Below are 13,813 nucleotides of genomic sequence, written 5' to 3' on the forward strand. Positions count from 1 at the left end.
GTTAGGCGTCTCTAAACAGTTGAAAAACTTGTTTTAGTTGACGCTTTCAGTCGTTTTATGCATTTTTAAAAAGTGGGGGATTATCATGAAAAATATTAATATGTACTATCATAAGAAAGTTCTTGTACTTGGATTAGCCCGAAGTGGTGTGAGTGCAGCAAGCATGCTACATAAATTAGGGGCTTTTGTTACGGTTAACGATAAACTTCCTTTTAGTGAAAATCCAGAAGCACAAGGTTTGCTTGAACAAGGCATTAAAGTGATTTGTGGAAGCCATCCAACTGAATTACTCGATGAAGGCTTCGAACTTGTTGTAAAAAATCCAGGGATTCCGTATAACAATCCAATGATAGCGAAAGCAGAACGTTTAAAACTACCCATTATTACAGAAGTAGAATTAGCATATCAAATTTCGGAAGCGCCAATTATTGGCATTACCGGAACAAATGGAAAAACCACGACTACGACCATTATTCATAACATGTTAAATGAAATGAAAAAAAATACATCTTTACTGGCCGGAAATATTGGCTTCCCCGCTTCAGAAGTTGCTGAAAAGGCGACGAGTGAGCAGTACATTACAATGGAACTTTCTTCCTTCCAATTGATGGGGGTTAAGACGTTTCGTCCGCAAATTTCGGTTATAACGAATATCTATGAAGCGCATCTTGACTATCATAAAACGCGCGAGGAATATGTAGCAGCCAAATGGCAAATTCAAAAGAACCAAACGGCGGATGATTTTTTGGTCATCAATTGGGACCAGGAAGAACTCATTCATCTGGCGGAAAAAACGGCGGCTAAGGTCATTCCTTTTTCAACCACACAAAGGCTTATGAAAGGGGCTTACGTCCAAAACGGCAAATTAATGTTTAACGACGAAGAAATTGGCTCTGTAGAGGATATTTTGCTTCCAGGAGAACATAACTTAGAAAATATTCTTGCTTCTATTGCTGTCTCGAAAACGCTGGGTGTTTCAAACGAAGCCATTATGCATGTTTTAGAAACGTTCAAAGGTGTAGAGCATCGGACGCAATTTGTAGGGGAGCTACTTGGACGGAAGTTTTATAACGATTCTAAAGCGACGAATATTTTGGCGACCCAAAGTGCACTGAAAGGATTTAAGCAGCCGGTAGTTTTACTTGCTGGAGGGCTCGATCGCGGAAATGAATTTGACGAGCTAAAACCATTTTTTAGAAACGTTAAAGCAGTTGTGGTCTTTGGGGAAACAGCGGAAAAAATTGCTCGTGTTGCGAAAGAAGTTGAGGTAGAGGTGCATTATGTTCAAGATGTTGAAAGAGCTGTGCCAGTCGCGTTTAAAGTTTCTAAACCGGGTGATATTATTTTACTTTCTCCTGCATGTGCGAGCTGGGATCAATACCGAACATTTGAAGTCCGCGGAAATGCTTATATGAACGCCATTCAAGAGTTGACAGATGAGGTGGAACAATGAAAATCGTATTAAGTGGAGGCGGAACGGGTGGACATGTCTATCCCGCACTTGCCTTTTTAAGAGAATGTAAAAGACAACATCCAGATGCTGAGTTTTTATATATTGGAACCGAAAAAGGTTTAGAATCCGATATTGTTAAGCATGCAGGTATCCCGTTTGAAGCCATTGAGATAACTGGTTTTAAACGTTCACTCTCTTTTGAAAATGTGAAGACTATTACCCGCTTTTTAAAAGGCGTTAAGCGATCAAAAGAGATACTGCGTGACTATCAGCCAGATTGTGTCATTGGCACTGGTGGTTATGTATGTGGCCCCGTTGTTTATGCCGCAGCAAAGCTAGATATTCCAACTATAATTCATGAACAAAATAGTATTGCAGGCCTAACTAATAAATTTTTAAGTCGTTATGCGGATAAAGTCGCGATTTGTTTTGAAGAGGTGAGTGATTCCTTTGCCTCTGAAAAAATTGTATTTACAGGAAATCCTCGCGCCTCAGAAGTTATTCGTACAGATCAACCAGATGTTTTAAAAGAATATAATTTAGATCCCGCTAAAAAAACGGTTCTTGCCTTTGGTGGCAGCCGTGGGGCAAAAGCAATTAATGAGGCTGTTTGGAAAATTTTACCCGAGTGGTGTAACAAAGACTATCAGCTTCTATATGTAACAGGCGAAGTACACTACGATAAAATAAAAGATCAGCTTAAAGACATGAATTTAACTGAAAATATTAGTATTCAGCCTTTTATTTATGATATGCCCGCTGTTTTAAATCATGTCAATTTGGTCATTTCAAGAGCAGGTGCCACGACGCTAGCTGAAATCACAGCACTTGGATTACCAAGTATTTTAATTCCAAGTCCTTATGTTACAGCCAATCATCAGGAAAACAATGCTCGTTCTTTAGAAAGAAATGGCGCGAGTGTTGTGATTACCCAAACAGAATTAGTGGAAGTAGACTTGATGGCTAAAATTGATGCGATTATGTCTGATGAAGCAAAATTAAATAAAATGGCTTATGCGGCAAAAGAATTAGGCGTTAAAGATGCAGCGGATCGATTTGTAAAACTAGTTGAACAACTTATTCGCTAGACAGGAATAGAAAGTTTCGAAAGGAGAGGCGGATATGGCAGAAAACAAAAAAATTGTTTCAATCGAAGACAAAATCCCAGAGCTGAAACGTTATCGCAAGAAAAAACTTATTCGCCACCTTACCATTTTAGTTGGATTTTTTGCAGTTTTAATTCTAGTAACACTTTATTTCTTATCCCCTTTTAGTAAAGTGAATGAAATCTATGTTTCTGGAAATAGGCAGTTAACAGAAAATGAAGTTAGACAGGCAACAGGACTAGACAACACAGATTTTATAGTAGCGGTGAACAATCAAAAAATTAAGAAAAAGCTAGAAAAGCAAGAACTCATTAAAAAAGCAACCGTTGAAAAAAAAAGGACTTCAAAACTTAAAAATTAAGATTGCTGAATATCAAACAGTTGGTTATGTTGAAAAAAAAGGCATGTATTATGATGTTTTAGAGAGTGGTAAGATTTTAAACGATAATGCGCAAAAGTTCCCAATTGGAAATCGCGCTCTTTATGTTGGATTTAAAAATGATGAAACGCTTCATGATATGGTCGAACAAATTAATCAACTACCAGAAGAAGTGGCCAGAGCTATCTCAGAAATTCATTTGGAGCCTAAAAAAAGTGATGCAGAACATGTAACTCTTTATATGAATGACGGAAATCAAGTTTCGGCAACGATTCCTACTTTTGCTGAAAAAATGAGTTTTTATCCATCTTTAGTTGCTCAACTTCAAGAGGGACAAAAAGGTGTTATCAATTTGGAAGTAGGTTCGTATTTCGAAAGTTATTATAAACAAAATGAAGATGTAAAAGCCGCAGAAGAGAAGAAAAAGCAATAAATGTAGGTTTGTTTACGAGCGTTTGTTCGTGTTTATTGTTTTTTTTAATATAAAATCAAAAAAAAGGTTAAAAAATATCCTTTGTGCTTTAATTCAGCCTTTTGTTAGTGTAGACTGTAAATAAGTGAAAGCAAAACCAGATATATATGCAAGATAGAGAAAACAACCCCATAAGGGAAAAAATATATGCATCATTAAAAGGAGGTGCCGATAAGTGGGAGAAAATGAAATTTATGTGAGCCTTGACATTGGTTCATCCAAAATCAAAGTTATTATAGCTGAAATGGCTAATAATCGTCTCAACATTATCGGTGTGGGCGATGTCCCTGCTCAGGGAATCAAAAAAGGAATTATTATTGATATTGACAAGGCAGTAGAATCCAATTAAAAAAGCAATTAGTCAGGCAGAGCGAATGGTTGGTGTTGAAATTTCACAAGTGATTGTTGGTGTTGTCGCTAATCAAGTCTCACTTTTAGAAACAAGAGGCATCGTAGCTGTTAATAGTGATAAGCCTGAAATAACAGCGGAAGATGTCTGGAATGTAATGGATGCAGCACAAGTTGTCCCGTTAAGTGCGGAACGTGAAATTATTAGTTTAATACCTAATCAATTTGTAGTAGACGGTTTTGATGGCATAACTGACCCACGTGGTATGAGTGGCATTCGTCTTGAAATGGAAGGAACTCTAGTTACTGGTTCCAAAACAATCTTACATAATACCTTGCGATGTGTAGAACGCGCAGGCCTTGAAATCACAGAAATTGTCTTGCAACCGCTAGCTGAAGCTGCTATTTCCTTAACGGATGATGACAAAGAATTTGGTACAACATTAATTAATATCGGTGCAGGGACAACCACTGTGAGTGTGTTTGAACAAGGGAAATTAATTTATACTTTCACCCTTCCTGTTGGCGGCGATAACGTCACGAAAGATCTTTCATTAGGACTGAACACTTCTACAGCAAATGCGGAAAAAGTAAAATTAGAGCATGGGTATGCGTTTTATGATGAAGCGTCTGCTGATGAAATTTTTGCGATTGATGTGATTGGTTCGGATCAACCACAGCATTTCACACAAGTTGAAATTGCCGATATGATTGAAGCTCGAATGGAAGAAATTTTTCTTCTAGCTTTAGATGGCTTAAAACAAGCTGGATTTAATCAGTTACCAGGCGGTTTTATTTTAACAGGTGGAGCTAGTGGGATTCCTGGTGCATTGGAACTTGCTGCTAAAACGCTTGGTGGACATGTTCGACTTGCTATGCCGGACTATATCGGGGTACGTGATCCTGCTTATGCGACTTCTGTCGGTTTAATCCAGTATGCATATAATCTTGCAGAGTTCGATGAAAGAGATTTAAGCAATGATTTAGAACCTCAGGGTGACGAGAGTGTGTCACAAACTAGAACTGTTAAGCAATCTAAACCTAAAAAATCAGAAAATGAAAAAGTAACGACAAAAATGAAAAAACTTTTTTTGGAGCATTTTTTGAGTAAGAATATAAGATATGGAAAATCGTGAAACTAGGAGGCAAAAATATGTTAGAGTTTGATACAAATTCTGAGAGCTTAGCAACAATTAAAGTGATTGGTGTTGGCGGTGGCGGTAATAATGCTGTAAATCGCATGATTGAACACGGTGTTCAAGGCGTTGAATTTATTGCCGTTAACACAGATGCTCAAGCACTTAATTTAGCAAAATCAGAAATTAAATTACAAATTGGTACAAAATTAACGCGTGGCCTAGGAGCAGGAGCTGTTCCAGATATCGGTAAAAAAGCGGCAGAAGAAAGTCGCGAAATGATCGAAGAAGCACTAAAAGGCTCAGATATGGTATTTGTAACTGCCGGAATGGGAGGCGGAACAGGAACTGGGGCGGCACCCGTCATTGCACAAATTGCAAAAGAAATGGGCGCTCTTACAGTTGGTGTTGTGACTCGACCGTTTGGTTTTGAAGGACCAAAACGTTCTAAACAAGCTGTGGCTGGAACAGAAGCAATGAAAGAGGCGGTAGACACACTTATCGTCATCCCAAATGATCGCTTGCTACAAATTGTGGATAAAAATACACCAATGCTTGAAGCTTTCCGTGAAGCTGATAATGTTTTACGACAAGGGGTTCAAGGTATTTCGGATTTAATTGCGGTCCCTGGATTAATCAATTTGGACTTTGCAGATGTTAAAACAATTATGACCAACCGCGGTTCTGCATTAATGGGAATTGGTATTGCGACAGGTGAAAACCGTGCAGCAGATGCGGCTAAAAAAGCCATTTCATCGCCACTACTTGAAACATCGATCGACGGAGCAAAAGGTGTATTGATGAATATCACAGGTGGTTCTAATTTAAGTTTATATGAAGTTCAAGAAGCTGCAGAAATTGTTTCCAGTGCTTCTGATCCAGAAGTCAATATGATTTTCGGTTCAGTGATTAACGATGAATTAAAAGATGAATTAATTGTAACAGTCATTGCAACTGGTTTTGACGAATCGAAACAAGCGGAACTAAAAGCAAACAGACGTCCAACAAATCAACAAATCCAAGTGAATCGTCCAAACTACGCAGCAAATGAAACGCAAGAACCAAAACAAGAACCGCAACACGCGGAGCCACAACAACATGCTGAAACAAATAATGGCGATGTGGACGTTCCTGCATTCATTCGTAATAGAAACCGTAGAAGCTAATTCTGTTTTATATCCGCACAAAGCGGGAACTCACTTATAAAGGTGTAGGGAATTATGACGAAAAAAGATAATCTTATTCAAATTGAAAATAATATAGCTAATGCATGTGAAAAAGCCGGTCGTAACAACGATGTTCACCTCATTGCCGTCACAAAGACGATTGATGCAGATGGCATTCGCGAATTATACGATTTAGGTTTACGGAATTTTGGTGAAAACCGGGCGGATGTTTTTTTAGAAAAATATGAAGCTCTAAAAGGTTTGTCTGATATTGTCTGGCATTTTATCGGGTCACTGCAAACACGGAAAGTTCGTGATATTGTGGATAAAGTGGACGCCATTCATTCCGTAGATCGCCCTAGTTTAGCAAAAGAAATTGAAAAACGCGCTACAAAGTTGACCCCGTGTTTTTTACAAATTAATATTTCAGGCGAAGAATCGAAACATGGCTTTACGAAAGAATCAGCTATTCGTTTTTTAAAAGAAGCGGATTTTAAGAATATTGAAATGATTGGTTTAATGACTATGGCACCACTTACAGAAAATGTGGGTGAGTTACATCAAGTATTTCACGAATTAAAGCAGTTGCAGCTAGACATTCAAAAGCTCGGTTTAAACCGTGTACCGTGCAAGGAACTATCGATGGGAATGACTAATGACTACATGATAGCGATAGAAGAAGGTGCTACACATATTCGAGTAGGTAGAGCTTTGGTGAACGAATAATAACGGAGGTGCAAAATCATGGGACTTTCAAACAAATTCAAATCCTTTTTCTTCTTAGATGAAGAAGGGGAAGAATACTACGAAGAACCAACAACAAAAAAAGTACAGGAGCCTGAACCAATGGTGCAAAAAAAGGCAGCAAAAAATAAATTTCGGGCAGTAGAAGAAACAGAGAATAATAAGGTGGTAAGTATGCAAGGAGCACAATTTTCTAGCCAAGTGGTATTAGCAGAACCGCGTGTTTATGCTGAGGCACAAGAGCTTGCGGATTACTTAAAAGAATATAAAACGCTTGTTGTCAACTTGCAACGTATTAGTCATGACCAAGCGATTCGTATTGTTGATTTTCTTAGTGGAACTGTCTATGCTCTTGGTGGAGATATCCAGCGCATCGGAAACAACATTTTCCTATGCACACCTGAAAATGTGGATGTAGATGGCTCTATTTCAGAAATGCTAGAAGAACAAGATTTTATGTAACGAACTAGAGAGGTGGATCCTTTTTTGGAAATGTTTTTATATCAAGTTGTGCAAGTGCTTTTATTCATTATCCGCTATTTGCCAACTTTAATGTTTGTTTACTTCTTGATGAGTTGGTTCCCCGGGGCGCGTGAATCAAAAATTGGCCGTTTATTAGGTAAGATTTTTGAACCTATTTTAGAGCCCTTCAGAAGGATAATACCACCAATTGGTATTTTTGATATCTCATCACTAATTGCATTTATTGCTTTCCAATTTGCAATGTCGGTACTAACGAATTTAATTTATACGTATGTATTACCACTATTATTTTGAAGCTATGCCTAGGCATGGCTTTTTTTGTTCCATTTCATTCCATGGTATAATAAAAACATATACAGCTTCAAAAAGAGGAGAGAACAAAAATGGAAGGGATTTACCAGCATTTTCGAGAGGAAGAATATCCTTTTATCGACCAAATACTCGAAATTACAATGCAAGTCACCGATGAATATACACCCAAATTAACCGATTTTTTAGATCCACGGCAACGCTTTATCGTTCAGACCATAATTGGAGGATACGATAATATTGAAGTGGCATTTTCAGGGGGAACGCCTTTTACAGAAAGAAAGCGAGCACTCATTTACCCCGACTACTATACACCAGAGGATGAAGATTTTAACCTTACCCTCTTTCACATACGCTACCCCGTAAAATTTACTACCCTCTCACATCAAAAAATCTTAGGAACACTTATGTCACTCGGGATAAAAAGGGATATTTTCGGTGATATTGTGAATTTAGGAGACGAGTGGCAGTTTTTTGCAGATGCTGAAATGGAAAACTATATTTTAAATCAGCTAGACAAAATTGGAAAAGTCAATATTATGCTAGAAAAATGGCCGCTTGATGAGGCGCTACAAGTGGAACAAGTTTGGACAGGCGAAATGATTACCGCATCTAGCCTCCGTTTAGATAGCATCATCGCAAATGCACTACATTTGTCGCGCCAAAAAGTAAAACAAATGATTCAAGCCAAACTGGTTAAAGTAAATTGGAAAGTAATAGAAAATCCCGATTTTGAATGCGAAGAAGAAGATATCCTTTCTGTGCGCGGGTATGGCCGAATGAAGCTTATGCAAATTCACGGGCGCACGAAAAAAGATAAAATAAGAATGGATATTGGCTTTTTAAAATAAATAAAAAGAGGTGTGCGAATGAAAAAAATGTTAGGCGATGAACGTCGCAAATCGATTTTAAGCTTTTTAAAGGCATCAGAGGAGCCCATTTCTGGAAGTGAACTAGCTAAACGTACCAATGTTAGCCGTCAAGTCATTGTCCAAGATGTATCACTGCTTCGCGCAACAAATGCACCTATTATTTCAACGCCGCAAGGTTATTTATATGTCCCTGAAAATACGGCGGGGCGACCTAGACGTGTGATTGCTTGTCAACATACAAAACGCGATGCAGAAAAAGAACTTAATACACTTGTAGATTATGGTGTTTCAGTACTGGATGTAATTGTAGAACATCCTATTTATGGTGAAATAACAGGCTCGCTTCATTTAAATAACCGCTTTGATGTGGAGAAGTTTATAAGAAGGCTTGGAGCGACAAATGCGATGATGTTATCCGGGCTTACAAATGGTATTCATCTGCATACAATTGAGGCGGACACAGAAGAACAACTTGATAATGCGATAGAAGCACTCAACCGTCTTGGCATACTTGTGCAATAAATTTTACACAAAACTATGAAAACCGTAGTCTTTATGGTAAAATGTAATTTATATTAGGCTATTTTGATAGAAAAGCCATCTTGAAGCGGAAAACGCAATGTTGTTTTCTATAATTTGCATGGAGGTGTTAGCTATGCCATTATCACCACTGGACATACATAATAAAGAATTTACCCGTGGTTTTAGAGGTTATGATGAAGATGAGGTCAATGATTTCCTTGACCAAATCATCAAAGATTATGAACAAGTCATTAAAGAAAAGAAACGTCTTGAGGATTCGCTTAACAATAATGAGGAGCGACTAGGGCATTTTACCAATATTGAAGAAACTTTAAATAAATCGCTTATTGTTGCTCAAACAGCGGCCGAAGAAGTGAAACAATCAGCTGAAAAAGAAGCGAAACTGATTGTTCGCGAAGCTGAAAAAAACGCGGATCGAATTTTAGCTGACTCTCTATCAAAAGCACGTAAAATTGCGATTGAAATTGAAGATTTAAAACGTCAATCTAAAGTATTCCGTGAACGATTACGTTTACTAGTAGAAGCCCAAATGGATTTAATTCAAAGTGACGATTGGCAACAAATGATGGAGTATGACGTGGATGCCACTGAATTAACATCCATTAAAGAAGTTCAAGATGCAGAATCAGAAGAAAATATTGATTAAATAGATGTGGAAAGAGACAAGTATATTTTTCTAATCCAATAAAAGCGATTCAGTGATGGTGTGAGACTGAAATTGGACGGAAAATGGAAATCACTCTGGAGTCTCCAGTTCTGAATAAAGTAAGAATTGGCGCCGCCAAGCGTTATTGGAACGAGTGGACAAGAATTTTATTTTCTGTCAACAAGGGTGGTAACGCGATAATCTCGTCCCTTTTTCTAGGGAGGGGATTTTTTGTTAGCATTTTTTGGTGCATTAGTTTGTTGACAAGAGACGTGCATGAAATTAGAGGAATAAACGCAATTTTATATACATTAAAAAGTAAAAGGAGCTAAATAACATGGAGTATAAAGATACATTATTAATGCCAAAAACAGCTTTTCCAATGCGAGGAAACTTACCTAATAAGGAACCTGAGTGGCAAGCAAAATGGGAGAGTATGGATTTGTACCATAAAATTCAGGAAAAAAACGCTGGACGTCCAACTTATATTTTGCATGATGGGCCGCCGTATGCGAACGGGGAACTTCATATGGGTCACGCAATGAATAAAACAATTAAGGATATCATTGTGCGCTACAAATCTATGGCTGGCTACCGCTCACCATACGTACCTGGTTGGGATACACATGGCTTGCCGATTGAACAAGCTTTAACCAAAAAAGGTGTTAAGCGTAAAGAAATGACGGTTGCTGAGTTCCGTAAACTTTGTGAGGAATATGCATATAAGCAGGTGGATATCCAGCGCACGGGCTTTAAACGTCTTGGTATTAGCGGTGATTTTGATAATCCTTATATTACACTAAAACCGGAATACGAAGCAGAGCAAATTAAAGTTTTTGGCGAAATGGCTAAAAAAGGCTATATTTATAAAGGAAAAAAACCTGTTTATTGGTCTCCTTCAAGTGAATCCGCATTAGCAGAAGCAGAAATTGAATATCAAGATAAAACATCCGCTTCTATCTATGTTGCTTTTGATGTGACGGACGGGAAAGGCGTTTTAGAAAATGGCACAAAAATCGTCATCTGGACGACTACACCTTGGACGATTCCTGCAAATATGGCCATTACGGTGAACCCAGAGTTAGATTATGCTATCGTCAAAACAAATGGTCAACAATATGTTGTCGCAAGTGCTCTTGTAGATTCTTTAAAAGAAATCCTTGAATGGGCAGATGCTGAGGTTATCAAAACGGTTCGCGGGAAAGAACTGGACCGCGTTGTCGCAAAACACCCATTCTATGACCGCGACTCACTCGTAATTAACGGAGAACATGCAACAGCTGATGCTGGTACCGGAGCTGTTCATACAGCGCCAGGCCACGGGGAAGATGACTTTATTGTTGGTCAAAAATATGAGCTTGAGGTGTTAGCTCCACTTGATTCGCGCGGGGTGTTTACAGATGAGGCACCCGGATTTGAAGGATTATTTTATGACGATGCCAACAAATTAGTGACTGAAAAACTAAAAGAAGTGGGCGCTCTTTTAAAAATGGATTTCATTACACATAGTTATCCGCATGATTGGCGTACGAAAAAGCCTGTTATTTTCCGTGCTACACCGCAGTGGTTTGCTTCGATTAATAAATTCCGAGGTGAACTACTAGAGGCTGTTCAAAATGTGACATGGACACCTTCTTGGGGGGAAACGCGCCTTTATAATATGGTTCGTGACCGCGGAGACTGGGTTATTTCGCGTCAACGTGCATGGGGCGTTCCGCTACCAATTTTCTATGGTGAAAACGGGGAACCCATTATTACAGATGAAACGATTGCGCATATCTCAGATTTATTCCGTGAGCATGGTTCTAATGTTTGGTTTGAGCGGGAAGCTAAAGATTTGTTGCCAGAAGGCTTTACGCATCCGTCTAGTCCAAATGGCGAATTTACGAAAGAAACGGATATTATGGATGTATGGTTTGATTCTGGTTCAAGTCATCAGGCTGTTTTAGCGAGTCGGAAAGAGCTGTCGCGTCCAGCTGACCTATATATGGAAGGTTCGGACCAATATCGTGGTTGGTTTAACTCTTCATTAACAACGGCGGTGGCGATGACTGGTGAAGCACCGTATCGCAACGTGCTTAGCCACGGATTTGCGCTTGATGGTGAAGGTCGGAAAATGAGTAAATCCCTAGGAAATACGATTTTACCAGGTAAAGTAATCAATCAATTGGGTGCGGATATAGTTCGCTTATGGGTTTCTTCCGTTGATTATCAAGCTGATGTACGCATTAGTGATGACATTTTAAAACAAGTATCTGAAGTGTATCGTAAAATCCGTAATACGATGCGTTTCTTACTTGGAAATGTGAGTGACTTTAATCCTGAAACAGATAGAGTAGCTTTTGGTGAACTTCGTGAAGTAGATCAATTTATGCTTGTGAAATTAAATGAACTTGTTCAAAATGTGCGTAATAGCTATGAAAAATTTGAGTTTTCAACGATTTATCACCAAATCAATAATTTCTGTACCGTGATGCTCAGCCAGTTTTATATGGATTTTGCGAAAGACGTTGTTTATATTGAAGCAGCAAATAGTAAAGATCGCCGTGCGATGCAAACCGTCTTTTATGCGGCGGCAACTTCTCTTTCTAAATTATTAGCACCTATTCTTCCACATACAGTAGATGAGGTATGGCTAAATTTAAAAGGAGACGAGGCAACGAGCATTCACTTAGAAGATCTTCCTGAAGTGGAAAATTATGATGATATGGCTGATTTAGTTCAGACGTGGGACGCTTTCCTAGATGTACGCGATGACGTACAAAAAGCGCTTGAAGAAGCAAGAAATGAAAAATTAATTGGGAAATCAATGCTTGCAAAAGTCACGCTTTATGTTGACGCTGAAGGTGAAAAATTATTTAATTCCTTGCAAGGTGATTTTGCCCAACTATTCATTGTTTCTGACTTCGAACTGATTCCAGGTTTAGAAAAAGCAAACGAAAATGCAGTAAAAGGGGAACATGTGGCGGTCGAAGTAACGGTTGCCGAAGGGGAAACATGCGAGCGTTGCCGTGTCGTGAAAAAAGACGTCGGTACGGATCCGAATCATCCAACCCTTTGTAAACGTTGTGCGACAATTGTAACTGAAAATTATTAAGAGGAAAACGGGGGAGAAGGATTACTTCGCTCCCTTTTTCTTCCAAATATGGTACAATGAAAAAAATTGTGCAAGGAGTGTTCGTTCCTGTGAAAATAAACTTTATAAAAGTACATGGCTCCCAAAACGATTTTTTTATTATCGATGAACGGGACCATAATATGGCAAACTGGACAGATGAGATGCGGAGTGAGCTTACATGCTTGATTTGTTCGCGAGACGAAAGTCTTGGCGGAGCTGACGGGATTTTATTTGTTAGCCAAGGACACGCTGATACGGTTGGAAAAATGCGGGTTTTTAATGCGGATGGATCTGAGGCTTCTATGTGCGGAAATGGACTACGAACCGTCGCGCGTTATTTGCTTGAGAAAAATCAACTGGATGAAGCTAAAATTGAGACGATGAAGGCAGATTTGCATGTTCAAAAAAGTGAATCGCTCGGCTACAACATTCCAACGTATCAAGTCGAAATTTCACCCGTTTTGTATGAACTAGAGAGCCTCCCTTTTCATTACGATAAAAAAGAGCTTTTGGATGAAAAAATACCTGAATTTGATGATACGCTTACGTTTTCTGCGCTAGCTGTGCCTAATCCGCACTTAATTACGTTTACGAGTCAGGATGTTTTAGATTCAGACAAACAGGAGAAGCTGGCGCATTATTTAAACGGTCCGAATCCTTATTTTTCAGATGGTGTAAATGTTAGTTTTGTTCGTAAATTAGGTCCCGCGCAAATTTTTGTTCGAACTTATGAACGTGGCGTTGGATTTACAAATGCTTGCGGGACTGCAATGTCGGCCTCTAGTCTGATTAAAAAGCGTATTGACCATGATAAACTGGATGAGGTGCTAGATGTTTATAATGACGGCGGACGCGTTCGTGTAACCGCTGATGAAACGTCTATTCAGCTAATAGGGAATGCTACTTTTACTGCATTTGGAACTTTTGAGCTTCATGAAGATGGTTTTCATGTAGTTGACTTTTCTGAAACAGAGGAACAAAAAAACTATTTGAAGATGGTCCGTGAAGTGGAACAATTTCTAGAGGAAACGAAATAAG

At 38.7% G+C, this 13,813-nt stretch carries 11 protein-coding genes, 2 pseudogenes and 1 other annotated feature; all 13 genes and pseudogenes read left to right on the plus strand.

The features are described 5' to 3' along the window. The first annotated feature begins 85 nt into the window (after positions 1–85). The 13 genes and pseudogenes from murD (at position 86) to dapF (ending at position 13,812) form a co-directional block, all read left to right on the plus strand. On the plus strand, positions 86–1,453 hold the full coding sequence (murD, locus tag LFLEISCH_RS01590; protein ID WP_007472391.1) for a UDP-N-acetylmuramoyl-L-alanine--D-glutamate ligase: 1,368 nt from the start codon (positions 86–88) through the stop codon (positions 1,451–1,453). Continuing rightward, entirely contained in the window at positions 1,450–2,541 is a 1,092-nt protein-coding gene (gene murG, locus LFLEISCH_RS01595; RefSeq protein ID WP_007472394.1) for an undecaprenyldiphospho-muramoylpentapeptide beta-N-acetylglucosaminyltransferase, read from the plus strand. The genes murD and murG overlap by 4 nt, the downstream gene beginning before the upstream one ends. Before the next feature lie 34 nt (positions 2,542–2,575). Continuing rightward, positions 2,576–3,371: pseudogene (locus LFLEISCH_RS14490) on the plus strand (cell division protein FtsQ/DivIB). Between the two features lie 214 nt (positions 3,372–3,585). Next, a pseudogene (gene ftsA, locus LFLEISCH_RS01610) lies at positions 3,586–4,869 on the plus strand (cell division protein FtsA). A gap of 42 nt (positions 4,870–4,911) precedes the next feature. Next, positions 4,912–6,060, plus strand: a complete 1,149-nt coding sequence (gene ftsZ, locus LFLEISCH_RS01615; RefSeq protein ID WP_007472405.1) for a cell division protein FtsZ — start codon at positions 4,912–4,914, stop codon at positions 6,058–6,060. Positions 6,061–6,114: 54 nt separating this feature from the next. Beyond that, positions 6,115–6,786, plus strand: coding sequence for a YggS family pyridoxal phosphate-dependent enzyme (locus tag LFLEISCH_RS01620; protein WP_007472408.1), 672 nt, complete (start codon positions 6,115–6,117; stop codon positions 6,784–6,786). Positions 6,787–6,804: 18 nt separating this feature from the next. After that, on the plus strand, positions 6,805–7,266 hold the full coding sequence (locus tag LFLEISCH_RS01625) for a cell division protein SepF (protein WP_007472410.1): 462 nt from the start codon (positions 6,805–6,807) through the stop codon (positions 7,264–7,266). A gap of 24 nt (positions 7,267–7,290) precedes the next feature. Next, positions 7,291–7,581 carry a YggT family protein gene (locus tag LFLEISCH_RS01630; protein WP_007472411.1) on the plus strand — a complete coding sequence of 97 codons (291 nt, stop codon included), beginning with the start codon at positions 7,291–7,293 and terminating at the stop codon, positions 7,579–7,581. An 89-nt stretch (positions 7,582–7,670) separates the two neighbouring features. After that, entirely contained in the window at positions 7,671–8,447 is a 777-nt protein-coding gene (locus LFLEISCH_RS01635; RefSeq protein ID WP_007472414.1) for a YlmH family RNA-binding protein, read from the plus strand. A gap of 18 nt (positions 8,448–8,465) precedes the next feature. Further along, positions 8,466–8,990 (plus strand): transcription repressor NadR, encoded by a 525-nt coding sequence (locus LFLEISCH_RS01640; RefSeq protein WP_007472415.1) that lies wholly within the window; start codon positions 8,466–8,468, stop codon positions 8,988–8,990. Positions 8,991–9,123: 133 nt separating this feature from the next. Continuing rightward, positions 9,124–9,657 (plus strand): DivIVA domain-containing protein, encoded by a 534-nt coding sequence (locus LFLEISCH_RS01645; protein WP_007472418.1) that lies wholly within the window; start codon positions 9,124–9,126, stop codon positions 9,655–9,657. Further along, positions 9,656–9,871 (plus strand) — a binding site (T-box leader). It overlaps the preceding gene by 2 nt. Before the next feature lie 123 nt (positions 9,872–9,994). Then, complete coding sequence (gene ileS / locus LFLEISCH_RS01650; RefSeq protein WP_007472419.1) at positions 9,995–12,754, plus strand: isoleucine--tRNA ligase; 2,760 nt, start codon at positions 9,995–9,997, stop codon at positions 12,752–12,754. A gap of 56 nt (positions 12,755–12,810) precedes the next feature. Further along, positions 12,811–13,812 carry a diaminopimelate epimerase gene (gene dapF / locus LFLEISCH_RS01655; protein WP_223196450.1) on the plus strand — a complete coding sequence of 334 codons (1,002 nt, stop codon included), beginning with the start codon at positions 12,811–12,813 and terminating at the stop codon, positions 13,810–13,812. Position 13,813: the final 1 nt, after the last annotated feature.

This window comes from Listeria fleischmannii subsp. fleischmannii LU2006-1 (genome assembly GCF_000344175.1).
Lineage (GTDB): Bacteria > Bacillota > Bacilli > Lactobacillales > Listeriaceae > Listeria > Listeria fleischmannii.